The sequence below is a fragment of the Collimonas sp. genome (assembly GCF_035566555.1).
In the GTDB taxonomy this organism is placed as follows: domain Bacteria; phylum Pseudomonadota; class Gammaproteobacteria; order Burkholderiales; family Burkholderiaceae_D; genus Collimonas.
Map to the genome: position 1 here is coordinate 1 of NZ_DATMRB010000116.1, position 23,698 is coordinate 23,698.

The following is a 23,698-nucleotide window of genomic DNA, read 5'->3' on the forward strand; positions in this document are numbered from 1 at the left end:
TAGGCTGCATCCGGGTGCAGCAGGAAAGCCACGGCCGCCGCCACCTCTTCCGGCTTGCCGACCCGGCGCGCGGGAATCATCTTGAGCGCCTCGTCCAGCGGCACGCCATCGATCATGTCGGTTTCTATCAGCCCCGGCGCGACGCAGTTGACCGTGATGTTGCGCTTGGCCAGCTCGATCGCCAGCGCCTTGGTGGCGCCGATGATGCCGGCCTTGGCCGCGCTGTAGTTGACCTGGCCGCGGTTGCCGATCAGTCCGGACACCGAGGCCAGCGTGACGATGCGGCCAGCCGCGCGGCGCTGCACCAAGGGCATCACCAGCGGATTGAGCACATTGTAAAAACCGTCCAGGTTGGTCTTCAGGACCAGGTCCCAATCCTCGCCCGGCATCGCCGGAAACGCATTGTCGCGCGCTACGCCGGCATTGCACACCACGCCGTAATAGCAGCCATGCTGTTCGATGTCGGCCAGCAAAATGTCTGCCGTAAGCGGACGGTCCCCTATGTCGAATTGCAAGACGCGCGCCTGCACGCCCAGCTCGCGCACCGCCTGCGCCACGGCATCGGCGGCCGCGCGCTGCTGATGGCAGTGCAAGACGATATCGTAGCCGTCGCGCGCCAGCCGCAAGGCGATGGCCTTGCCGATGCCGCGGCTGGAACCGGTCACCAGCACGGTCTTATTCACCCCGTCAAGCGGGGTCGCAGCCGGACCTGCGGCAATATTCAATTCCGACGTCATTCAGTACTTCCTTCTAGAAAAACAGCCGCATCAGCCGGCTGGAATACGGTAATGGTGGCACTGGCCAATTGCTGCATGCTCGTACTGGCGCGGATATGGCATTCGAAGGAGCCGATGCCGTTATCCGCCTGCAGCAATTTCTGTACCTGCACCTGCAGCACGCTGCCGATGGCAAATTCGGCGCAAGCAGCTTCGTAGCGGCGCGTGCCGAGCAGGAAACCGATCTTGACGCCCTCGCCGCGTTGTTTTGCCGAATAGCCGGCATACGCCGCAATCGCCTGCGCCATGTACTCGACGCCGACCCAGGCCGGTACCCCATGCTGCCGGCAAAACAGGCTGTCCGCGCGGATAGTCACCTCTGCCTGCAGTTCTTCGGCGCCTGCCCACAGCAGGCGATCGAGCAGCACCATGGCGCCGGAGTGCGGCAGCAGGCTGCGGATGTCCAGGTTTTCAAACAATATCGAATCATCCATCATGCACGCCCCAGCAGCAGGCTGGCATTGGCGCCGCCAAAGGCAAACGAGTTGCTCAGAGCCCAGCGCAGGGGGCGCCCCAGCCGGGTGCCAGGGGGCAGCAGATTGAGCGGCGGCAGCTGCGCATCGGCCATGCCATCCCACAAATGCGGCGGCAGACGGCCTTGCGGATTGCTGTCCTGCATCGCCAGCCAGCACAAGCCCGCCTCCACCGCGCCGGCCGCGCCCAAGGCATGGCCGGTGAACGGCTTGGTCGAACTGAGCGCCACCTGGTCGCCGAACAGGGCGGCGATCACGCGGCCTTCCATGGCGTCGTTCTGCACTGTCGCCGTACCATGCAAGTTGATGTAATCGCATTGCGCCGGAGCCAGGCCGGCGTGCGCCAGCGCCTGTTCGATGGCGCTGCGGGCGCCGTTGCCGGACGGGTCCGGCGCGGATATATGATAACCGTCGGAGGACTCGCCCCAGCCGCGCAGGCTGACCGCAGCCTCTGCCCTGGTCATCAGGAACAGCGCGGCGCCCTCGCCGATGTTGATGCCGTTGCGATTGACGCTGAAGGGATTGCAGCGCGCGACGCTGACCGATTCCAGTGCGGCAAAGCCGGCCACGGTAAACGCGCACAGCGAATCGACGCCGCCGCTCAGCACGGCGTCGCAAACGCCCATATTGAGCAGGCGCGCCGCACTCGCCATCGCCTTGCTGCTGGAGGCGCAGGCGCTGGAATGCACATAGGCCGGGCCGCTCACGCCCAGCTCGGCGGCCAGCATGGCGGCCGGTGAGCCCATTTCCTGCTGCGCATAGCTGAAGCCGGCCGGGAAGCCGCCGTTTTCCCGGCGATAGCGGAACGCCGCCTCGGTCTGGGCGATGCCAGAAGTGCTGGTGCCAAGCACGATCGCCACCCGGCTGGCGCCAAAACGCTGTATGGCAGCGTCGACCTGCGGCCGGATCTGCGCCAGCGCGGCCAGCGCCAGCTGGTTATTGCGGCTGCGGTGCCGCACAGGCAGCGCCTGGATATCTGGCAGCGTATCTGACAGAATCGCGTCCACGCAACCCAGCGCCAGTTCCCGTTCGGGCGAATGGCGGCGCGTCATGGCGACGCCGCTGTCGCCGGCGAACAGGCGGCGGCTGATCTCGGCGTGGTTATCGCCGAGTGCACAGATCATGCCGAGCTGATTGAGATAGACCATGCTGTTTTTCTAATTAAGGCGCCGCAGGAGTTGCGTTGATCGCGGGACCAGGCGGCACATCGTCGGCAGCATCGCTGACCGACTCGATCGTCAAGCGATAGTGATAACGCAGATTGTTCAATTCCATCTTGCCACTCCAGGGCGCCGTCTTGCTGTCCGAACTGTAGTTGATGACCATCACCGGCTCGCCCTGCAGCGACAGGGTGCGCGTCCGGCCTTGCTGCTGGATGTCCCAGCCGGCCGGCAGCGCCGCGCGGATCGGCGCCAGCGGCCACAAGCTCAGTTGAGTATCTTCCAGCACATCCTCGGCCCGCACCTGCGAGGGCAGCATGGGATGGCGCCAGGACTGCAAGGTCTGGCCATCGTAATGCAGGGTGAGGACGCGCTGGCCGAAGGCCAGCCCCACCATGTTGAACTGCTGCGCATCGATCTCCAGCGCCGCATCCAGCTGGTCGGTGCGGCCGTTGCGCTCCACCGTCAAATGCTGCTGCAGGCTGATATTGGCGCCGAGCGTCGCCGGCGCCAGCTTCAATCCAAGCCGGGCCGGCGCCTGGCTGACGGGCTGGGTGGTGCAGGCAGACAGCAACAGCGCGCTCAGCGGCAAGCCGAGACCACGCCAGCTACCGAGCTGCATCCGGCCTAGCTGCATATTTCCTCCAGTGTGTTGAGGCGGCGCTTGCTTTCCTTGACATAGGGATTGCTCTCGTCCCAGGCATAGCCGGCCAGGATCGCGGCGATCATGCGGCGCACTTCCGGCTGCTGCCGTTCATAAAAGATCACTTTCTGGAAACCGCCGGAATACCATGATTCGACAAAAGTGCGGAAAGCATCCACGCCCTTCTTGAGCGGCACAGCATATTCACTCTCCCAGTCCACGCTGTCGCCGGCAAACTGGCGCTGCAAGACAGCTGCAGCCAGGCTGGCGGACTTGACGGCGATCGTCACACCGGAAGAGAACACCGGATCGAGGAACTCGCCGGCATTGCCCAGCAAGGCGTAGCCCTTGCCCCACAGCGACTTGACGTTGGCCGAATAGCCGACGATCTGGCGCGCAGGCGTATCCCAGCGGGCGTTTTTCAGCAGCGCGCGCGAGGCCGGATCCTGCATCACCAGTTCTTGCAGGCGTTCGGTTTCGCTGCCCTTGAACTGCTCCAGGAACTTGGTTTCCGCCACCACGCCAATCGAACAGCGGCCACCGGCAAACGGAATCAGCCAGTACCAGACATTGCAATGTTCCGGATGGACCGTGATGCGGATCTTGTTGCGGTCAAATCCGCCGGCGGCAACGCCATCCTCGATGTGCGTGAAAATCGCGCCGCGCACAGGGAAATTCGATGGCGTTTCCAATTGCAGCAGACGCGGCAAGACCCGGCCGAAACCGCTGGCGTCCAGCACAAAACTGGCTTCCACGATGTACTCGCTGCCGTCGGCATGGCGCACGGTGACGCGCGGCTTGCTGCCTGCCTGATCGAATGCCGTAACGGTGTGCTGGTAACGCACTTCAGCGCCCTGACGCTCGGCTTCCTTGGCCAGCACGTGGTCGAAACTGGCGCGCTGCACTTGATAAGTCGTACCCCAGCCGGCGGAATGCTTGTCGCGGAAATCGAAATCGGTATAGCGCTCGCCGCGTACAAAGGCCGCGCCGTTCTTGTACTGGAAACCGGCCTCCACCACGGCCTGCAGCATGCCGGCCTGTTCCAGGTATTCCATGCTTTGCGGCAGCAGGCTTTCGCCGATGCTGAAGCGCGGGAACTGTTCGCGCTCCAGCACCAGCACCTGGCGCCCCTGCTTCAACAGCAAGGCGGCCGCCACCGATCCTGCCGGACCGGCGCCGATCACCAGAACATCACATTGCTCAACTCTTGCGTTCATTATTGCTTTTCTTTCTTTGGCAAATCCTGGCTAAAACATGGTGCGATCATCCAGACAACCGCAATTCCGATCAACATCGTGAATCCGAAGGCGTGCAGCGGCGGCGTTCCCGACAACGCCAGCAAGCCGAACGATAGCAAGGCGCTGGCGGCAGACAAACCAACCGTAAGCCAGGCGAAGCGGTCGCGCTGCATGCTTTGTTCCTGCATGAAAATGCCGTAGTCGACACCCAGGCCGAGAATCAGCATCAGCGCCAGCACGTGGAACAGCTGCAAAGGCTGGCCGATGACGCCGAGCACAGCCAGGGTGGCTATGCTGGCCAGGGCCGGCGGCGCCAGCACGCGCCAGGCGGCGAAACGGTAGCGCGCAAACAGCAGCAGGAAAATCGCTGCATACGCGCCGAGCAAGACCCAGCCCATATATTGCCGGTAATGTCCCAGCACAGACGATATTTCACTGACCTTGTCCACCCACTGCACGCCGGCTAGCTGCTCGCCGGCCTGTTGCAACAACGGCAAGTTGACATAATTGTCGACGCCGCGCAAAGCGACGATGCTAGCGTAGACGCTGCCCTGCGGACTGTCCACCTTGCCCAGCCACAGATGGCGCGACGGTTCGCTGGCTGCGGTTTTCAGGAAAGCTTCCGGCGTCAGCGCCTGGCCGCCATTGGCGCTGGCGGCGCCGCTCAAGGCGCGTTCGCGCATCTGCCGGATCCAGCTGTCGTCCTCGCCCAGTTGCGCAGCTACTGCCTTCAAAGGGCCGTCGGGAGCCAACAAAGCTTGCGTCACCAGGGTGCGGTTGGCTTGCTGCACCTGGATCGACGGCGTCCAGCTGGACATTGCCTGGTAGCCGCTGATGACATGCTTGGCGACCAGCGGCTCCAGTTTTTGTCTGAGCGCTTCTTCGCGCTGCAATACCTGCTCCGCGCTGGCGCCGCGCACCAGGTAGAACTGCACCGGAGTCGGCGCATCGAGCAGCTTGCCGAGCTTGATCTGGTCCGCCAGCAAGGCTTTGGGCGGCGTCTGCAATGAACGGATGTCGTCATTCACTTTCAGGCGCGCAATGCCGGTCAGCGCAAAAGCGGCAAACAGCAAAAGCGCCAGCAAGCTCGCCCCATTCCATTTCAGCAGTGGCCAATGGCGGCGAGTCTGACCGAACCATGCGGCAAAACTTGAGTTGTTCAACGTCGCAGCGCTCAGCAGCGCCGGAAACCAGAAAATCACGGTAAGCCAGGCGAACAGCAGGCCGAGCACCGAAAACAGCGCCATCTGCCGCAAGCCGGGAAACGGCGTCAGCGCCAGGCCGACATAGCCGATCACGGCGGCCGTCAGCGTCAGCAGCAGGCCCGGCATCAGGCGCCGCAGCAGTTGCCAGGAATCCAGCTTACGGTCGGCAGACACCCGGCTGCACAGGAAATAGATGCCATAGTCCTGCGCCACGCCGATCAGGCTGGCGCCGAACACCAGCGTCAGCAGGTGCACCTGGCCGAAGATCAGCCAGCACACGGAAAAAGCGCCCAGGCAGCCGACCGCGATCGACAGCATGATCAAGCCTATCGGCCGCAGCGAACGGAAGGTCAGCCACATCAGCAGGATGATGCCGAGCAGCGAGCCGACACCGATGGTCGACATTTCACGGCTGGCCTGGGCGCTGCCGGCGCCCGCATGCAGCACCACGCCGGCGCTGACCAGCTCCACTGAAGGCACAGCCTGGCGCGCGGCCGCGCCAGCCTGTTCCAGCAAAGGCAGTACTGCGCGCTGGGTGGCCATCGAAAACGCCGGCTGACGCAAGGTCATCAGCAGCACGATATAGGGACGGCCTTTGTCTTCCACGAACAAATAGCCGTCGCGTGGACGCACCGGGGTTTCCTGCGCGCGTGCCTGCACCCAGCCGCTGAACAGGCCGAAGGGGTCGTCTTGCCAGGCGCCCAGCTTGGGGCCGGAAAACGGGCTGTACAGCTGCTGTAACGCCGTATCGGACCAGTATTTGGAGGGCTGCCCGCGCAGCGCGTCCTGCTGGGACGGCGTCAGCAGGCTGAGCCGCATCTGCTGCGACGGCGCCAGCCAGTCCTGCTGGCTTTGCTCCGACAGTTGCATGCCGGCTTGCAGCACATCGGCATGCCTGGCCAGCACCGCATTGTAGGCATCGGCGGCGCTGCGGGCGTGCTCCCAGTCATCGGCGCCAACCAGCACGATGACACGCTGCTGGGCAGCGTCGACCATGTGCGTGAAAGCTTGCTGCAGCACCGGGTCGCGCTGCTGCACCGGCAACAGCGCCAGGATATCGGTATCCGGCACCACGCCTTTGACCAGCCACAGGTAGCCGTTATGCGCCAGCAGCAGGGCCACCACCAGCGCCCAAGGCAAAGCAAAAATCAGCGCCAAACGCCTGGACCTGCTGTATGCCGGCTTAGCCCCTGTACCCGAATTACTCAAGCGCAGCCCCTTCTTCCGCTGTCATGGCGCTGCTGCCGCTTTGCAGGCCGGAGAAGCTGATTTCAGTGCGGTCGCCGCTGGCTTCGTTGATCGTGACGGTCTTGACGTAAGCGCCGCCGCTCAGCGCCAGCGTGCCGATAGCCTTGGCCAGCGCCGGCTGGCGTGCTTTCAGCGCCACGTTCCAGCTGTTGCCGGTGACGCTGCCATCCAGTTCAAACAGGGTTTCCAGCTGGCTCAGGTCGCCGGCCAGCAAGGAAAACAGCACGCCGTTAATCATCTTCACTACCGGCTCCTGCTTGGCGTCCATGCGCATGGCAACGCGGTCGCCCTGCATCTGCACGATTTCGTCGCGCTTCAGGCGCAGCGTATTGGGAAACGGCTGCAAGGTGCGCCACAAGACGCCCTTGCCGTTCACCACGCAGAAACGGCCGTTCGACAGCAGCGGCTTCTTGATGCCGACCAGCTGCTTGCTTTGATCGAAACGGCCGCACAAGACCGGCGGCTGCGCCAGCATCGCCTGGATCTTGTCGACCGGGGCGGCGGCAAATGCGGAGCACGCCGCAGCAGCCAACACGACGGCCATGAGAATGCTGTTTGCGCGGTTTTCTTTCATGCTGGTTCGATTCCTAGTTTTTGAAACAATACCGGCGGTGAGGCAAAACACATTTCGCCTGTCGCGATGTCCACCGCCACCTGGGTGGTCGTGCCGCGGGTCAGGCGCTGGCCGCTGGCGCTGTCGCAGATCACATATTCGATCCGCAAACGGTTTTCCCACTCGATGATGGCGGCGCTGACCTTGATACGCTGGCCGAAAGTCGCCGGGTGGGCATAACGCAGGTGCAGGTCGATGATAGGCCAGCTGTAGCCGGACGCCTGCATTTGCGGATAGTTGTAAGCGATCGTATCGAGCAGCGCGCAACGGGCTGCTTCCAGATACTTGATGTAATTGCCATGCCAGACGATTTCCATCGGATCGAGATCGTAGAACTGCACCTGCAGTTCCAGTTCGGCCGTCCAGCGGCTGTGCGCTTTGTCTTTGTGCATCATCATGGCCTTATTCGTATAACTGCCAATGTTGCAGGCGCAGCCGCTCCAGCAGGCGGCGCAGATCGGGCTCCAGCATGCGGTCTTCGCGGATGACGTCGATGTCCACAGCCAGCAATTCCATCATCTGCTGCAGGTTTTGTTGCGGCTGGGCCGCGCCGTCCTGGCGGCTGCGCAGCCAGACGCCCTGGCGTACGCTGATCAGCATGGCTGCCACCACCTGCTCGGTCAATTGCAGCACGCGCAGGCAGTCGCGGGCGGCGATGGTGCCCATGCTGACCTTGTCCTGGTTATGGCATTCGGTGGAACGGGAAAACACCGAGGCCGGCATGGTTTGCTTGAGCGCTTCGGCAGTCCAGGCGGAAGCGCTGATCTGCAGCGCTTTCAAGCCATGGTTGATGCTGGCGCGCGCGCCATCGGCGCCGGACAGGTTAGCCGGCAAACCATGGTTGTAGCGGCTGTCGACCAGCAGGGCCATCTGCCGGTCCAGCAAATCGGCGACGTTGGCGACTGCGTTTTTCATGCTGTCCATGACGAAGGCGATATGGCCGCCATAAAAATGGCCGCCGTGCAGCACGCGCTCGTTTTCGCCATCGATGATCGGATTGTCGTTGGCGCTGTTGAGCTCGTTTTCAATCGACTCGCGCATCCATGGCAAGGCATCCGCCAGCACGCCGATCACGTGCGGTGCGCAGCGGATCGAATAACGGTCTTGCAGGCGCTTCTGGTTGCGCGGCGCATCGCTGGTCGGCAAATCCTGGCGCAACCAGGCAGCCACGCGCTGCTGGCCGGCGTGCGGCTTGACCGCAAACAGGGTTTCGTCGAAGTGATGGGCGTTGCCGTCCAGCGCGAAACTGGCCATGGCGGTGATGCGGGTGGCGATGCGCACCAGGTATTCGGCGCGCTGATAGGCCAGGCAAGCCAGGGCAGTCATGACGGCGGTGCCGTTCATGATCGCCAGCCCTTCCTTCGGCCGCAGGCGCAACGGTGTAATGCCGGCAGCAGCCAGAGCCTCTGCAGCAGAGACCTTGGCGCCATCGCGCCAGACTTCGCGCTCGCCGCACAGCACGGCTGCCAGGTACGACAAAGGCGTCAGGTCGCCGCTGGCGCCGACCGAACCCTCGGAAGGAATCAGCGGCAGCAAATCCTCTTTCAGCAGGCGCGTGATCTGTTCCAGCAAACCGACGCTGACGCCGGAATAACCCTTGCTGAGCGAAGCCAGCCGTACAGCCATGATGGCACGCGTTTGCTGCGGGCTGAACAGCTCGCCCAGGCCGCAGCCGTGATAGGTATACAGGTGATGCGGCAATTCCGGAATCAGCTCGGCCGGCACGTTGACCGTGCAGGAATCGCCATAGCCGGTGGTGACGCCATAGATGGTGCCGTCTTCGCGCAGCAGGCGGTCGAGAAAATCGGCGCCGCGGGTAATCGCGGCGCGGAACGCCGGCTCCTCGGACAAGCTCACCTGCGCGGCGCCGGAGGAAATGGCGACGATGTCTTCGATCGTCAGGCGTCCTTGGTCGAAGCAGACAGTGCGGCCTTGGTCGACAGCGGCCGGCAGGGGAAAATCTTTCAGTTCAGCGAGAAGCATCTTGGTATCCAGATAATTGCCAGAAGTCGTAGAAATTGAACCATTGCAGCGGCGCTCTCAGGCAAAAGTGCTCCAGCCTTGCCGCGTACGCGGCCGCGAGTTCATTGAGGACCATGTCGCGCTCCTTGCGCGGCAGCCGGATGGTTTCCCGGAACAGTTCGAAATGGCATTCCGAATGACCGTTTTTGGTCATCGAAAACAGCAGGTAGACCGGACATTGCAGCAGGCTGGCCAGCACATACGGGCCGACCGGAAAGGCCGCGCTTTCACCCAGAAAGGAAGCGCGCGCCACGCGTGGCGCGGCCGACACCGGAATGCGGTCGCCGGCAATGGCGACGAACTCGCCGCGCCCGACCTTTTCCGCCAGGATCATGGCGGTAGCCGGCGTCATCTCGCTGACCTGCATCAGGTTCAGCTGACTGTCCGGATCGAGTTTTGCCAGCAGGCGGTTGAACGCCTGCGCATGCTTGGTATGCACCAGCACCGTAATCCGCAGCGCATGCCGCTGCCGGGACAGCACCCGGCACAGTTCCAGGTTGCCCAGGTGTGCGCAGATCAGCAAGCCGCCGCGCTGCGCCTGTATGTTCTCCAGCATCTGCTCGCGTCCGAATGAAACTACCTCGGCAGTCTTGAACAGGCCGCCCCAGAGCAGCATCTTGTCGAGAATGTTTTCAGCGAAGGAAGCGAAATGCTGGAATACGCCGCGCAGGCCCGGCCGGATCCGGTTGATCCGCCCTACCGCCGGGTCGAAGGCGCACAAGCGCTGCAGATACGTCATAGAGGCGTGCCGCGCCGCCGGCTTGCTCAGTAAATACCAGCCCAGCACCGGATACAAGGCGATGCGGAAAGGCCAGCGGCCAGCAATGCGGTAAATCCAGAACAGCAGGCGCATGCCGCCGACAAAGCTGGCTTCATTGATCTGCGCCCAGTGCTGCTGCGCTTGTCCGGCGCTCATGCTGCACCTCGCCTAGGCAACAAACGGCGCGCCAGCAGACGTGGTGCGCGCCATAGCATGCCGAAGAACAGCGTCGCATGCAGGCGCGAAATCAGGAGGTTGTCGAGGCCGGCGCGGAAATGCGAGACGCCGTCCAGCGGATAGGCCACCCGGGTCGGCAGGTTGACGATTGCGACGCCGTCCCAGTACAAACGCACCAGCACTTCGATATCGAAGTTCATGCGTTCGCCCAGCTGCTTGCGCTGCGCCAGCCGGATCAGGGATGGCAAGGGATAGACGCGGAAACCGCACATCGAATCCTTGATATCGAGCGACAGCGTGTTGATCCAGACCCATACATGGGTCAGGTAACGGGCATAAAAACGCAAGGCCGGCACGCTGTCGTCGTATTGCGGGCAGCCGGCGATCAGGCTGTCCGGCGCGGCAGCGGCTTGCTGCAGGAAACGCGGTATATCGTCGGTACAGTGCTGGCCGTCGGCGTCGATTTGCAGTGCATGGCTGAAGCCAGCCGCGGCAGCGTGCCGGCCGCCGGTCAATACCGCTCCGCCCTTGCCGCGGTTGACGGCGTGCCGCAGCAAGGTGATGCGCTGCGGATCGGCACTGGCCAGCGCATCCAGCACCGCCGCGCATGAAGCCGAGCTGGCATCGTCCACCAGCACGCAAGGCAGGTCGTGCGCCAGCACTGCAGCCACCACAGCGCCGATGGCATGTTCGTGGTTATACACCGGGATCACGGCACAAGGCGTGAAGCGCTCGAAACTAGGCACGACGTTGGATTCAATGCGGCCCATCGGCGCCTCCAAAAGCGATACGGCCGCCGGCGTGCTGGCCGGCGGCAGAGAACATACGGAATGACAGGCTGCTTTTTTGCAGATCGTGCAGCAGCTCCAGCTGCACTACCATGCCGGGTGTGATGACGCGCTGGAACTTCAGCGCATGCATGCTCAGGAATTGCGGCGCCAGCGGAAAATAGTCTCGGCCGTAGCTGACTGCCCAGTCGACCTGGACCACGCCGGGCAGGATGGCTGCCTCGGCGAAATGGCCGTCGAAATACAGCAGATTGGGCGGTACCGTCAGCTCAAGCAAGACGCGCTGTGCGTCTTGCTCCAGCAAGCGCGTGACCGGCATGGTGGGCCGCCTGGCTGCCGAGGCCGGCTCTTGCGGGTCCAGCAGCGCCAGCAAATCGGCGCGGGTGGTTTTGCCCTGCGCATTGAGCGGCAAGGCATCCAGGTAACGCCAGCTGCGCGGCAGCGCTACCGGCTCGACCGCATGCGCCATGCCATCGCGCAGTTGACGATTCAAGGCCAGCTTGCCATGCGCCGAGAGGATTTGCCGGCCGTCGGCGGACAGCACCACAAAGGCGGCAATCCGTTGTCGCGGCTGGTGCTGGGACTGCGATACCGAATGATCCAGCAGCAAGACCTTGGCGTCGGCCACCGTCGTCTGCGCCTTGAGCAGGCGCTCCAGCGCGTCCAGCGAAATGCGCTTCTCTTCCACTTTCACGATGCGGTCCACGCGTCCCTGCAGGCGGAAGCGATGGGCGTCAAGCGCTTGCACCTGGTCGGCCATTGCATGCCACTCGGCGTCCGGCAGATGCGGCGAACGGATCTCCAGCAGTTCCTGGCCGACCGCCACGCGCCAGGCAATCGCCGGCATGACCTGCCAGCTGTCGTCATCGCGGTCGTCACCACAGCGCTGGCGCCAGGCGACGCCGCCGGTTTCCGAACTGCCGTACACCTCGACCGGGACGGATCCCAGCAGGCGTCCGGCTTCGACGGCAACATCCTGCGGCAACGGACCGCCGGAAGAAAAAATGGCGCGGGTTGCAGCCAGCGACGGCGAATTCCGAGCGGCAGCCAGTTCGGCCGGCAAGCGCTTCAGATGGGCCGGGCTGGAGACAAGAATAAACGGCCTGCCGCCGGGTTGCAGTTCTTCCAGGAAGTTGATTTGCCGTGCATGTATCGTGCGCCGCTGGCTCAAAGGCCACAGCACCTTGAACAGCAGACCGTAGATATGCTGGTGCGACACGGTGGCGAAGATGTCGGCGTCGCCGATGCGCGCGCCGAACAGCTGCTCAAGGGTAGCCACTTCGGTAGCCAGCTGCGACAGGAATTTCGGCACCGCTTGCGGTTCACCGGTACTGCCAGAGGTGAATATCACCAGTCCGGGGAAATCCGGCGCCAGCGCTTTGAAATCATGTTTCAAAGGGGCTTCGCCTTCGCTTGCGGCCGGCAGCGCCAACGGTGCGTGGTGCGACGGAAATTCGCCGAGATAGCCGTCCACCAATGCACTCAGGTTGGCGCAAGTGGCGGGCAGCGCGTCGCCCGGCAAATAGACCGTCTTGCCGGCCTGCCAGGCGCCGAACAGGATGCAGGCAAAATCCGCGCTGTCGCTGGAGTAAAGGGCGAAGCGGCTGCCAGGCTGGCGCGCCAGCAGCTGGCGCCAGGCCGCAGCCTGCGCCAGAAAATGATCCCAGCTCAGCGCCCGGCCATCGCGCCACGCGAACGGCCGCGCCTGACCTGAGGGTTCGCTCAACAGCGTCAGCAGATTGCGCGGATCAGACATGCTGGCCGCCTTGCTGCGGGCCGGCTTGCGATGCCAGCCGGGCATGGCGGCGCTTGACCAGCATGCGCACCAGGTATTCGCCGGCGAACAGGCAACCCATCAGTACATAAGCCACTACGCCGTTGTACAAGGACCAAAGCGCGGCCGAAGCCCACAGTGCAGTGGCCAGCGCCAGCGCGCCGTTGAGTATGAAAAAGCCGCACCACACCTGCGTCACGCGGCGAGTGTAGGCAATTGCATAGTCAGGCAAGGCGGGATCGCTCAGGCGCGCCATGCGCTCGATGATCGACGGCGGCGCGTACAAGCTGTAACCAAACAGCGCCAGCATGCCGACATTGACCAGCACCGGGTACAGCTTCAAAGGCAGCAAGGCATTGTTCCAGATCGCGACGGCTGCCAGCAGCAAGGCGGCGCCCAGCCACCAGCGGCTGGCGCGCTTAACCTTCAGCGTCGGCAGGCGCGTTGCGGCCGCCAGCACCAGCAGCAAGGCCAGCAGGCGTGGCTCGACACGGCCGTGTCCGAGCCAGATCGCGAGCGGATAGAGCAAGGTGACCAGTAGGCTGATGGCGGTCGGCGCATGGCGCCAGAGATTCTGCACGATATCCCTGGATGCCTCAGCGGGCATCCTCGGCCAGCAAGGCCGCCAGCGCATCGACCACGTCCTGCACCGTGCGCACTGCCTTGAACACGTCCGGCTGCAAGCGCTTGCCGGTCAGCTGCTTGAGCTTGACCACCAGATCGACGGCATCGATGCTGTCGATGTCCAGATCGGTATACAGGTTGGCTTGCGGCGTTACCTGGTCCTTGTCGATCTCGAACATTTCATGCAGCACATTCACCAGCCACAGGTAGATCTCTTCCTTGCTCATCGAATTGGTCAACATCGTTACACCGTCATTTCTTTCTATTGCTGGCGATCATCGCGGCCAGCGTGCGCACTGAGGCAAAGTGATTACGGGTCTCGGCCGAATCTGCCGACAGCGAGATGCCGTAGCGTTTTTGAATCGCCACGCCGAGCTCCAGCGCATCGATCGAATCGAGGCCGAGGCCGTCGACGAACAACGGCGCATCGCTGACGATGTCGGCCGCGGTGATATCTTCCAATTGCAGGACATCGATGATGACCTGCTTTACTTCTTCTTCAAGCTGCTGCATGGACTTGGCTTTCTTTCCTAAAATAATCCTGCAAGTAAGCAGTTAAATGCCTGGCGGCCAATACTTCGCTGCCTGCTCTGGTCAAAAACGCGCTGACATCGATATCGTCTTTTACTTCAATGCTGAAATGCGCGGCGACTGGAGGCACGCGCCACCATTTGACACCTTTACCCAGGGTCGGCGGCAGGCAGCGGATCACCACCGGCGTCACGTTCGACATGCTGCGCACGGCAATGTTCGCCGCGCCGCGCTTCAGCCTGATCTGACCGTCGCCGGCGGTGCGAGTACCTTCCGGAAAGATGATCAGGTTGCTGCCGCGCCGCAACGATGTGATGCAATTCTCTACCAGGCCGCTGCCGTCGGCGTTGCTGATATAGCCGGCGGCGCTGACCGGTCCGCGCGTAAACGGGTTGTCCCACAGCCGTCCATTGACGATGCAGTCGGCCCGTTTGACAAAGGCCATCAGAAACACCGTATCGATCAAGGTGGGATGATTGGCCAGGATCAGCAAACCTTGCCGCTCCAGCCGTTCGAGGCCGCTGACATCGTAATTCAAGACCCCGAGCCAGCGCATGAGACCGACAAAAGCGCGGAATACCCAGCGAATCACCTGGCGCGCAAGCAGCCTGCGCAACTGGTGCTCCCAGATGACCAGGTTAAGCAACGGAAACACCAGGGCGCGCAAGACCAGTCCGCCGATGGCGAACACCACGAAACTGACACCGGTCGCCAGTACCCGCCAATAGCGGTTGAGGCGCTTAAGCATGCTGGCCCCGCAGCCGCTGCCAACGCCAGTGCTGTTGATCGACAGTACGCTGCAGCTCGACTTGGCGGCGCAGATAAAATGCCAACACCTCCAGGCCAGCCGGCTGGCGCGCATCTACCGCCCTGTCAGGTTCAGTCTTGCTTGACTCTTGCTGCATTGCGCTTGCCTCATCCCCATCCGGGCTGGCCCACGACAGCGCGATCACATCGCTGGATTCCGCGGTCACAGCCTGCATCAGCCAGGCCCAGGCAAAGGGCTGCTCCTGGCAATCCTGAAATTCGTGAAACAACACCGGCAACACGCCGTCGTAAGCCACCAGCAACACTTCAGGGGCGCCATCCGCCAGCAGGCCGCAGGCTTCGATCACCGCGTGCTCGATCCCGGCGTGGCCGGCGGCCAGGGCAGCATGGCTGGCCTGGTCCTGGCGCGCGATCGAAAACAGCCCGGCGGCGGCATTATGGACAGACAAACTGAAGGAAGCGGGAGAAAGAGGCTGGCCATCGGCGAGATCGGCAAGCAGCTCGACTGAGCGCATGCATTCGCCATGGCGCGAGCAGAACACGGTCGGCACATCAGTGCGGCCAGCGAGGCAGCGATAGGCGCTTTCCAGCGCCATCTTGCCGATGAAACCGGCGCGCCGACGCAGCATGGCAGGCATCGCCGCGACCGCTGCTTCGCGCTCGCCCGCGATGACGTGCGGCCGCTCAGCCCATGCCGCCCAGGCGGCGGCTGTATCCAGCCCAGGCGCCCACGCAGCATGCGACGCAATCGAAAATCTGACTCCCCCGAGTTCCATCTACCACTCCCCGCCAACCATTGAATCGATTTTATTTTTTGCCGGTGGTCCAGGGAGCCGAACCGACGGCAATTTGTCTATTTTGCGCGGCATTATAATCTATATGCCGCAGAGAAATATTGATAACTGCACATGATCACAAACTTTAACCATTGTTTGCAATTATTCATGACGCTGCTCGTTTTTGCGGCGGAATATACAGTAAGTTACAGTTAAACCGGGCACCACCATACTGAAGAAATTGGATAAAACCGATCAATGGGCGTAAATAATCATCATTATGGCAATCAAAAACAACACAATCGTTTTCAGTGGCACAACAAACAACCTAAGTGCAAGTATCGATGTGACGCGTGCTGCTGGCAGAGATACCCAGGAGCTCCGATAGCCGATGACGGCCACGGGCTCGCGCATCAGCCCTGGCGGCGCGGATAACCCTCAGCAGTAATCCGCTCCCAAACCTTGGTTTTTTCTTCCTCGGTCATGAAAACCCAGTGCGCCACTTCGTTCACGGTCCGGCCGCAGCCGCGGCAGACATCGTCGAAGGTGGTCGAACAGACCGCTACACAAGGAGTATCGGGACGTTGCGGAGGAGAATCTGACATGCGGACCTTTATAGAATGAGACTCGGGCACGCTTGCCATCAAGCGCCGCCCGGTCCTTCATTTTATAACAGCGACCACCTGCGCGACCTTATTTCAGCATTCGACGGCGGCGCGAACGCGAAGTTCGCACAGAAGAAAATAGATGCTATAACGATCATTTCAGCAATGCATCCACGACGATAGGCGCGAAGCAATATACAATCTTTGCTGAGCCAATTTATCAATCTGGTAAAAACGGCATTGCGGACAGAACATCAGAAAGAAAACAGTCATGGAGCAAAAGGCGCCACGTCGCACCCGCGAAAAAATCATGGATCTGTCGTTGCGGCTCTTCAATGAGTTCGGCGAACCCAACATCACTACCACCATCATCGCCGACGAGATGAAAATCTCGCCGGGAAATCTGTATTATCATTTCCGCAACAAAGACGATATCGTCAACTCGATCTTCGTCACCTTCGAAGAAGAAATCAGCCGCATGCTGGCCATGACGCAGGGGCAGCGCCCCACCATGCACGACGTCTGGCACTATCTGCACCACATGTTCCAGTTGATCTGGCGCTATCGTTTCTTTTATCGCGACCTCAACGATCTGCTGTCGCGCAACCGCACCCTGGAGCTGCACTTCAAGGAAATTTTCGGCCACAAGATCGCTGTCGTCCGCGAATTGTGCCAGGGCTTGCACGAAGACAAGGCGCTGGACGCCAGCCCGGCCGAAATCGACGCCCTGTCTTCCAACATGGTAGTCGTGGCCAGTTACTGGCTGTCTTACCAGTACGTCCTGAATCCACGTCAGTACACGGAACAGCCGGTGGTGGACCATGCGCTGGCGAGCGGCTGCTACCAGGTGCTGGCGCTGATGCAGCCGTATCTGCGCGGCGAAACGCTGAGCCATTTTGAAGAACTGAAAACCAAATACCTGCAGAGCAATGTCTGATTGACCGCCCTGCCCACCCCGATCCGAGTACTGCCATGAAATCTCTCTGCATCTATTGCGGCTCTTCTCCCGGCGCCACCCCAGCATACGCTGTGGGCGCGCGCAGCCTGGCGCAAGCCATGGTCAAACAAGACATTGCGCTGGTCTATGGCGGCGGCAATGTCGGCCTGATGGGCATTATTGCCGACGAAGTGATGCGCCTCGGCGGCCGTGCCACCGGCGTCATTCCCGAAGCGTTGCTGAACAAGGAGCTGGGCCACAAGGGCTTGACGCAGCTGCATATCGTCAAGGACATGCATGAGCGCAAGGCGATGATGGCGGAATTGTCGGATGGCTTTATCGCCATGCCGGGCGGGGTCGGCACCCTGGAAGAATTGTTCGAGGTGTTTACCTGGGCGCAGCTGGGCTTTCACCAGAAACCCATCGGCCTGCTGAACGTCGACGGCTTTTATGACGGTTTGCTGCAGTTCATCCAGCACATGGTGTCGCAGCGTTTCCTCAAGGGCGAGCAGGCTGGGCTGCTGATGGCTGAAGCACAGCCCGAGGCGCTGCTGCAACGCTTCAGCTCGTTCGTACCGCTGCACGTACCGAAGTGGCTGGACCGCACTACTATCTGAAATGCAAACGGGGCGGCTGCCTGGCAACCGCCCCGCTCCATTCTTCCCAACCGCTGCTGGCTCAGGCCTGCAGCGCCTGCTTGAAATCCGCCACCAGGTCAGCCGTGTCTTCGATCCCGATCGAGACCCGGATCAGCGATTCGCTGATGCCCATGGCGGCGCGCCGTTCTGCACCCATCTCGTAGAAAATGGTGTGGGCGACGGCAATCACCAGTGTCCGGTTGTCGCCCAGGTGGGTGCCGGAAATCGCCAGCTTCAAGCGGTTCAGATAATCGAAACAATCGATTTCCGGCTTCAGCTCAAAACTGAACAGATAGCCGTTGCTGCGGAACAGCTCAGCAGCCAAGGCGTGCTGCGGATGCGATTCCAAGCCCGGGTAATGCACGGCGGCGACGCGCGGGTCGGCTTCCAGCATCTGCGCCACGGCCAAGGCGCTGGCGCTGCTGCGCTCCATGCGCAAGGCGATGGTCTCGGCGCCGACCGCGATGTGATGCGCCGCCTCAGGACCGAGCGAGGCGCCGAAATCGCGCAATGCCTTGGCGCGCATTTGCGCCAGCGCCCATTGCGGCGCCGGGTTGCGCTTGTAGGCATCATAAATATTGGGAAAGCCGCTCCAGTCGTATAAGCCGGTGTCGGTCACTGCGCCGCCCAGCGCATTGCCATGGCCGCCGATCGACTTGGTCAGGGAATTCACCACCAGGCCGGCGCCGACCGTTTTCGGCTGGAACAGGTAAGGCGACGTCATGGTGTTGTCAACCACGAACAGGATTCCGCGCGCGCGGCACAGTTCGCCGATGCGCTTGAGATCGGCAACCTGGGTGCGCGGATTGGCGATGGTTTCTACAAACACCATACGCGTCGCCGGCGTCAGCGCCGCTTCCACCTGGGCCACATCGGTGGCGTCGACCATGCTGACCTTGCCGCCCTGGCCGCCAAAGGTTTGCCACATGCTGGCAGTGTTGCCAAACAAGAAAGTCGACGACACCACGTGGTCGCCCTCGCGCAGCAAGGCTTGGATCAATGCGCCGATGGCCGCCATGCCTGAGGCAAAGCAGATGGTGGCAAGGCCGCCTTCCATCTTGGTGACCTTGTCTTCCAGCGCCGCAACTGTCGGGTTGCCCTGCCGGCCGTAACGATAGCCTGACTGCTTGCCCTGGAAAACTTCGGCCAGCTGGCGCGCATCGCTGTAACCCCAGGTGACCGAGGTGTGGACCGGCTTGTGCGGGGCGCCATGCTCAATGGTTTTCTGGCGGTCGCTGTGCAGGATGGTGGTGGTGAAGCCGTATTTTTGCGTCATGTTTGATTTTTACTCGTAAAGCTTGTTGTCCGCGCAAAGCGCGAAAGGCACGAAAACAACCGAATGAGAGAAATCATTAACGGATACTTTCGTGCCTTTCGTACTTTTTGCAGATCAGGTTTTTAAGCTGAATATGGCATACGCTCAGAAAACAGGATCAGTCGACTTGCGCCAGGCTCAGATTCAATTGCGAACGCACGGCATCTTCGCTTTCCGGCTTCGGATTGTTGCGGGCGAACTCGATGCGGTCGAGGTAGTCGCGCGAAATATCGCCGGTGATGTAGTTGCCGTCAAAGCAGGATGCCTCGAAATTCCTCAGCAAAGGATTGACGTCGGAAATCGAACGCTTGAGGGCGTCGATATCCTGGTACACCAGCGCATCGGCTGTAATCTCGCGGCACACTTCTTCATCGCTGCGGCCGTAGGCGATCAGTTCGCCGCGGGTCGGCATGTCGATGCCGTAGACGTTCGGGAACTTGACCGGTGGCGCCGCCGAGGCAAAGATCACGCGCTTGGCGCCGGAATCGCGCGCCATCTGCACGATTTCGCGGCTGGTGGTGCCGCGCACGATCGAATCGTCGACCAGCAGCACGGTCTTGCCCTTGAATTCCGAGCCGATCGCGTTCAGTTTCTGGCGTACCGATTTCTTGCGGATTGCCTGTCCTGGCATCAGGAAGGTGCGGCCGATGTAGCGGTTCTTGATGAAGCCTTCGCGGTATTCGATATTCAGCTTGAGCGCCAGCTGGATGGCGGCCGGACGCGACGAGTCGGGAATCGGCATGACCACGTCGATGTCGCCGCTGGAAAATTCGCGCTTGATCTTGTCGGCCAGGTACTCGCCCATTTTCAGGCGGGTGGCGTACACCGAAGCGCCGTCGATGATCGAATCCGGACGGGCCAGGTAGACGAATTCAAAGGCGCATGGATTCAGGGTCGGGTTGTCGGCGCATTGCTGGTTGTACATCTGGCCGTCGATATCGATGAAAATCGCTTCGCCCGGCGTGACGTCGCGCAGGAAGCGGAAGCCCAGGCCTTCCAGAGCAACCGATTCGCTGGCGATCACGTATTCGGTGCCCTTGTCGGTTTCGTTGGCGCCGATGCACAGCGGCCGGATGCCGTAAGGATCGCGGAAAGCCAGCAAGCCGTGGCCGGCGATCTGCGCCACCACGGCGTAGGAACCGCGCACCCGCTTGTGGACGTTGGCGACCGCCTTGAACAGCACGCCCGGATCGAGCGAGTAGCCGATCGTGGCTTGCTGGATTTCATGCGCCAGCACGTTCAGCAGCACTTCGGTATCGGAATCGGTATTGATGTGCCGGCGATCGTTCTTGAACATCTCGATCTTCAGCTGCTCGGCGTTGGTCAGGTTGCCGTTGTGCGCCAGGATGATGCCGAACGGGGCATTGACGTAGAACGGTTGCGCTTCTTCCGCGCTGGCGGTGCCGGCGGTCGGATAACGCACCTGGCCGATGCCGAAATTGCCCGGCAGCGAACGCATGTTGCGGGTACGGAAGACGTCGCGCACCAGGCCGTTGGCCTTGTGCATGAAAAATCCGTTGCCGTGGTTGGTTGCGATCCCTGCCGCATCCTGGCCACGATGTTGCAAAAGCAACAAGGCGTCATAGATGAGTTGATTGGCGGGGTTCTGGGAAGCGATGCCGACTATGCCACACATGGTGGACTCCTAAACAATAAACAATCCGATACAGCTCAATGGCGCTTGCGCGAAGGCGCAGGCCCAGTACAGCGAATTCAAAACTTCAGGTGGCTGGCGAACTGCCCCGGCAGGTAGGGAATGGCAGCTCGCGCCGCGCTTTCCGCCAGTGGGCTCAGCATCGCATCGCGCCAGAATGGCTGTTGCGGAATTGCCGTAGCACCACACACCAGGACTGCCGCCAGCACGATCACCAGGCCGCGCGCCAGTCCGAACACCACTCCCAGCCCATGATCCACCAGCCCCAGGCCGCTGGCCTTGATCACGGCGTTGAGCGCCATGCTCAACATCATCATTAATAACCTTACGCCAATAAACAGCGCCAGGAAAGCCACGATTAAGCGCGTTACATTTCCCGGAATCGCGTCGGGGAGCAATTCTGCCAGATTTTGGCCATACGCGTTGGCCACAATCAAGGCAATCACCCAGCTCGCCAGGGACAGGATTTCCTTCACCAGACCGCGCAAAGTGCTGATCACCACCGAGCAGATCAGCACGAACAGCACCAGATAATCGAAAATTGTCACGCGGTTCGAGGATTTCTGACCAGTAGTCTATATGGCGCAAATAACGCGAAAATCAAGCTGCACGTATCAAGCTCATGCGTCAAGCCTTGCTTCCCTAGCCCGGAATCAAGCTGCCGTTCAGGCCCAGCTTGGCCAGCTTGGCACGCGCCTTTTCAGCCTCTTCCTTGCTGCTGAAGGGACCGACCCGGATGCGGATGCGCTCGCCGGACGCGGTCGGGACTTTCTGGGTATAGGAGTGGATGCCGGCTTCTTTCAGCTTGCCCTGCAGTTCATTGACCTTGTCCTGGGACGCCAACGCGGCGACCTGCAGCACGAACTTGCCCGGTTTTTTCTCTGGCGCCGGCGCAGCGTCGCTGCGGCCGTCCAGTATCGCCAGCGCACGGGCTGAATCGTCATTCTTGTCGGCGGCCGGCTCCGGCTTCGGTTTGCTTTCCGCTTTCGGCTTGGCTTCCGGCTTCGGCTTAGCCTCAGGTTTAGGCGTAACCACGGGCGCCACCGGCTTAGGCGCCGGCATTGGCGGCGTCACGACGGCCAGGCTGTCCGGCACGGCGGGCTTGACGGCGGCGGTTGCCGGCGCAGCCGGTGTAGCGGCAGCTGGCGGCTTGACGACAGCCGCAGGAGGAGGCGTACTGCTGACAGGATCGACTATTTCTTCCTGCTTATCGAGACCGCTGCTATTGACCGAGGCTGCCGCACTGGCAGAAGCGCTGGCCGCCTGCGTGTCGCGCGAAGGAATCTGGATCGCAATGTCGTCCGCCAACGGTTTCGGCTCGGAATCGAGGATCATCGGCAGCACGATCACCACGCCCAGCACCAACGCTACGGCACCCACCAGACGGCGGCGGGCGCGCTTCTTTTCCGGCAAGACTGGATCTACCGCTTCGTTCTGCTGATTGGCCGCCTTGCCTGTCCTGGCTTTGCGGGCGCGTAAAGGCAGTTCTGCCTGCTCGGCGTCAGGGCCGATTCCGGTATCGGCCCTAGAACGATAAACACCCTGGTCAGGGTCGGTTTGCTGCTTGTTTTTACGAAGAAAAGAGAACAAACCCATGCGATATATTTTGCTAGCTAGTCAGCGGCCAGAAACCATGGCCGCCGATAAATCGTCAGTGAAATCCAGACTTTCTCGCCGCCATCACGCCGGCAACAGTCAGGAACGATCCGAAAACCACAATTCTATCATTCTCACCTGCCCTGCCTAAGGCATTTGCATAGGCGGCGGCGGGAGAATCGAAACTGCTGATGCTCGATTGCGCATCCGGCCCGGACTCAGGATGGACACCGGCTTCCAGCAAACGTTCTTGCAATTGCTCGCCGCTGGCGGCGCGCGGCAGCGGCAAGCTGGTCAGGCACCAGTGGTCGATACGGCCTTTCAACTGGGCGACGATGCCTTCGATATCCTTGTCCAGCATGGCGCCGAACACTGCATAGGTGTAGGGGTGAAAGCCCATGTTGTCGAGATTCTGCGCCAATGTGGCGGCGGCATGCGGGTTATGCGCGACATCCAGGATCACCAGCGGCTGGCCCGGCAAGACCTGGAAGCGGCCCGGCAGATCCATCATGACAAAGCCGCTGCGCACTTCCTGGGCGCTGACCGGCAATTCCTGCCGCAACACCTCCAGCGCAGCCAGCGCGGCCGAGGCGTTCAGCAGCTGGTTGGCGCCGCGCAGGCTGGGGTAGCCCAGCGCATTGCGGCGCTGGCCGCGGCCGCCGTAGTTCCACTGCTGCTTGTCGCCGGTATAGTTGAAATCGCGCCCCAGCAGCCAGAGATCGGCGCCGATGGCGTCGGCATGGTCGATCAGCGATTGCGGCGGCACCGGATCGCTGCAGATGGCGGCCTTGCCGGGGCGGAAAATACCGGCCTTTTCAAAGCCGATTTTCTCGCGCGTATCGCCCAGGTATTCAATATGGTCGATATCCACGCTGGTGACGATAGAAACGTCGGCGTCGACGATGTTCACGGCGTCGAGGCGGCCGCCAAGGCCGACTTCCAGGATCACGACGTCGAGCTTGGCCTCAGCCAGCAAATGCATGATGGCCAGCGTGGTGAATTCAAAATAGGTCAGGGAAATCTCGCCGCGCTGGGCTTCCACCGCCTCGAAACTGGCGATCAGGGCTGCGTCCGAAGCCGATTCGCCGCCGATGCGGGCGCGCTCGTTGAAATCGAGGAAATGCGGCTTGATGTACAGGCCGACCTTGTAGCCGGCGCGCAGCAATATCGATTCCAGCATGGCGCAGGTCGAACCCTTGCCATTGGTGCCGGCCACCATGATCACCGGACAGGCGAACTGCAGCTGCAGCCTTTCCTTCACCTGCACTACCCGGTCCAGGCCCATGTCTATGGTTTTGAAATGGCGCGACTCCAGAAATGCGAGCCAGTCGTCGAGCGTTGCGGGCTTGGCGGAAATATTTGACATTTTGACATCCA

The 23,698-nt window shown here is 61.7% G+C and carries 25 protein-coding genes; 2 read left to right on the forward strand and 23 right to left on the reverse strand.

All coding sequences use genetic code 11. The features are described 5' to 3' along the window. The 18 genes from VNZ65_RS15090 to VNZ65_RS15175 form a co-directional block, all read right to left on the reverse strand. Positions 1 to 737 (reverse strand): 3-ketoacyl-ACP reductase FabG2 (locus VNZ65_RS15090; RefSeq protein ID WP_325670366.1); only part of this gene is annotated, 737 nt, incomplete at its 3' end. Continuing rightward, entirely contained in the window at positions 734 to 1,213 is a 480-nt protein-coding gene (locus VNZ65_RS15095; RefSeq protein WP_325670369.1) for a hotdog family protein, read from the reverse strand. The genes VNZ65_RS15095 and VNZ65_RS15090, both read right to left, overlap by 4 nt. Beyond that, positions 1,210 to 2,397 (reverse strand): beta-ketoacyl-ACP synthase, encoded by a 1,188-nt coding sequence (locus VNZ65_RS15100; RefSeq protein WP_325670371.1) that lies wholly within the window; start codon positions 2,395 to 2,397, stop codon positions 1,210 to 1,212. Before VNZ65_RS15100 ends, VNZ65_RS15095 begins: the two co-directional genes overlap by 4 nt. A 13-nt stretch (positions 2,398 to 2,410) precedes the next feature. Then, on the reverse strand, positions 2,411 to 3,046 hold the full coding sequence (locus tag VNZ65_RS15105) for a DUF3261 domain-containing protein (RefSeq protein WP_325670373.1): 636 nt from the start codon (positions 3,044 to 3,046) through the stop codon (positions 2,411 to 2,413). Further along, a complete protein-coding gene (locus tag VNZ65_RS15110; RefSeq protein ID WP_325670375.1) occupies positions 3,037 to 4,269 on the reverse strand; it encodes an NAD(P)/FAD-dependent oxidoreductase in 1,233 nt (410 codons plus the stop codon). Before VNZ65_RS15110 ends, VNZ65_RS15105 begins: the two co-directional genes overlap by 10 nt. After that, positions 4,269 to 6,653: an MMPL family transporter gene (locus VNZ65_RS15115; protein ID WP_325670377.1), complete on the reverse strand. Its 2,385-nt coding sequence runs from the start codon at positions 6,651 to 6,653 to the stop codon at positions 4,269 to 4,271. The genes VNZ65_RS15110 and VNZ65_RS15115 overlap by 1 nt, the downstream gene beginning before the upstream one ends. Before the next feature lie 43 nt (positions 6,654 to 6,696). Further along, the gene (locus tag VNZ65_RS15120) at positions 6,697 to 7,317 is read right to left on the reverse strand and encodes an outer membrane lipoprotein carrier protein LolA (protein ID WP_325670379.1); all 621 of its coding nucleotides are present in this window, start codon (positions 7,315 to 7,317) and stop codon (positions 6,697 to 6,699) included. Next, a complete protein-coding gene (locus VNZ65_RS15125) occupies positions 7,314 to 7,748 on the reverse strand; it encodes an acyl-CoA thioesterase (RefSeq protein ID WP_414649140.1) in 435 nt (144 codons plus the stop codon). The genes VNZ65_RS15120 and VNZ65_RS15125 overlap by 4 nt, the downstream gene beginning before the upstream one ends. A 10-nt stretch (positions 7,749 to 7,758) precedes the next feature. Next, complete coding sequence (locus VNZ65_RS15130) at positions 7,759 to 9,339, reverse strand: aromatic amino acid ammonia-lyase (protein ID WP_325670383.1); 1,581 nt, start codon at positions 9,337 to 9,339, stop codon at positions 7,759 to 7,761. Next, complete coding sequence (locus VNZ65_RS15135) at positions 9,326 to 10,294, reverse strand: acyltransferase (RefSeq protein WP_325670385.1); 969 nt, start codon at positions 10,292 to 10,294, stop codon at positions 9,326 to 9,328. Before VNZ65_RS15135 ends, VNZ65_RS15130 begins: the two co-directional genes overlap by 14 nt. Beyond that, a complete protein-coding gene (locus VNZ65_RS15140) occupies positions 10,291 to 11,085 on the reverse strand; it encodes a glycosyltransferase family 2 protein (protein WP_325670387.1) in 795 nt (264 codons plus the stop codon). Before VNZ65_RS15140 ends, VNZ65_RS15135 begins: the two co-directional genes overlap by 4 nt. Beyond that, the gene (locus VNZ65_RS15145) at positions 11,072 to 12,859 is read right to left on the reverse strand and encodes an AMP-binding protein (RefSeq protein ID WP_325670389.1); all 1,788 of its coding nucleotides are present in this window, start codon (positions 12,857 to 12,859) and stop codon (positions 11,072 to 11,074) included. Before VNZ65_RS15145 ends, VNZ65_RS15140 begins: the two co-directional genes overlap by 14 nt. Beyond that, positions 12,852 to 13,457, reverse strand: a complete 606-nt coding sequence (locus tag VNZ65_RS15150) for a hypothetical protein (RefSeq protein ID WP_325670391.1) — start codon at positions 13,455 to 13,457, stop codon at positions 12,852 to 12,854. Before VNZ65_RS15150 ends, VNZ65_RS15145 begins: the two co-directional genes overlap by 8 nt. Positions 13,458 to 13,473: 16 nt before the next feature. Beyond that, positions 13,474 to 13,728, reverse strand: coding sequence for an acyl carrier protein (locus VNZ65_RS15155; protein ID WP_349255972.1), 255 nt, complete (start codon positions 13,726 to 13,728; stop codon positions 13,474 to 13,476). Between the two features lie 25 nt (positions 13,729 to 13,753). After that, positions 13,754 to 14,014 carry a phosphopantetheine-binding protein gene (locus VNZ65_RS15160; RefSeq protein WP_325670395.1) on the reverse strand — a complete coding sequence of 87 codons (261 nt, stop codon included), beginning with the start codon at positions 14,012 to 14,014 and terminating at the stop codon, positions 13,754 to 13,756. Beyond that, entirely contained in the window at positions 14,001 to 14,780 is a 780-nt protein-coding gene (locus tag VNZ65_RS15165; protein ID WP_325670397.1) for a lysophospholipid acyltransferase family protein, read from the reverse strand. The genes VNZ65_RS15160 and VNZ65_RS15165 overlap by 14 nt, the downstream gene beginning before the upstream one ends. Beyond that, positions 14,773 to 15,576 carry a beta-ketoacyl synthase chain length factor gene (locus tag VNZ65_RS15170; protein ID WP_325670399.1) on the reverse strand — a complete coding sequence of 268 codons (804 nt, stop codon included), beginning with the start codon at positions 15,574 to 15,576 and terminating at the stop codon, positions 14,773 to 14,775. Before VNZ65_RS15170 ends, VNZ65_RS15165 begins: the two co-directional genes overlap by 8 nt. Positions 15,577 to 15,989: 413 nt before the next feature. Further along, positions 15,990 to 16,181 carry a DUF1289 domain-containing protein gene (locus VNZ65_RS15175; RefSeq protein WP_061940244.1) on the reverse strand — a complete coding sequence of 64 codons (192 nt, stop codon included), beginning with the start codon at positions 16,179 to 16,181 and terminating at the stop codon, positions 15,990 to 15,992. 271 nt (positions 16,182 to 16,452) lie between these two features. Between VNZ65_RS15175 and VNZ65_RS15180 the strand changes: the two genes are divergently transcribed. Next, entirely contained in the window at positions 16,453 to 17,118 is a 666-nt protein-coding gene (locus VNZ65_RS15180; protein WP_325670401.1) for a TetR/AcrR family transcriptional regulator, read from the forward strand. Between the two features lie 35 nt (positions 17,119 to 17,153). Beyond that, positions 17,154 to 17,735: a TIGR00730 family Rossman fold protein gene (locus VNZ65_RS15185; protein WP_325670403.1), complete on the forward strand. Its 582-nt coding sequence runs from the start codon at positions 17,154 to 17,156 to the stop codon at positions 17,733 to 17,735. Positions 17,736 to 17,796: 61 nt separating this feature from the next. Here the strand turns inward: VNZ65_RS15185 and VNZ65_RS15190 are convergent, their stop codons facing one another. The 5 genes from VNZ65_RS15190 to folC all read right to left on the reverse strand — a co-directional run bounded on the left by VNZ65_RS15190 (position 17,797) and on the right by folC (position 23,687). Next, entirely contained in the window at positions 17,797 to 19,032 is a 1,236-nt protein-coding gene (locus VNZ65_RS15190) for a cystathionine gamma-synthase family protein (protein WP_325670405.1), read from the reverse strand. 157 nt (positions 19,033 to 19,189) lie between these two features. Beyond that, entirely contained in the window at positions 19,190 to 20,707 is a 1,518-nt protein-coding gene (purF, locus tag VNZ65_RS15195; protein ID WP_325670407.1) for an amidophosphoribosyltransferase, read from the reverse strand. A gap of 77 nt (positions 20,708 to 20,784) precedes the next feature. Further along, the gene (locus VNZ65_RS15200) at positions 20,785 to 21,273 is read right to left on the reverse strand and encodes a CvpA family protein (RefSeq protein ID WP_325670409.1); all 489 of its coding nucleotides are present in this window, start codon (positions 21,271 to 21,273) and stop codon (positions 20,785 to 20,787) included. Between the two features lie 94 nt (positions 21,274 to 21,367). Further along, on the reverse strand, positions 21,368 to 22,321 hold the full coding sequence (locus VNZ65_RS15205) for an SPOR domain-containing protein (protein ID WP_325670411.1): 954 nt from the start codon (positions 22,319 to 22,321) through the stop codon (positions 21,368 to 21,370). 55 nt (positions 22,322 to 22,376) lie between these two features. Continuing rightward, the gene (folC, locus tag VNZ65_RS15210; protein WP_325670413.1) at positions 22,377 to 23,687 is read right to left on the reverse strand and encodes a bifunctional tetrahydrofolate synthase/dihydrofolate synthase; all 1,311 of its coding nucleotides are present in this window, start codon (positions 23,685 to 23,687) and stop codon (positions 22,377 to 22,379) included. Between the last annotated feature and the right edge of the window lie 11 nt (positions 23,688 to 23,698).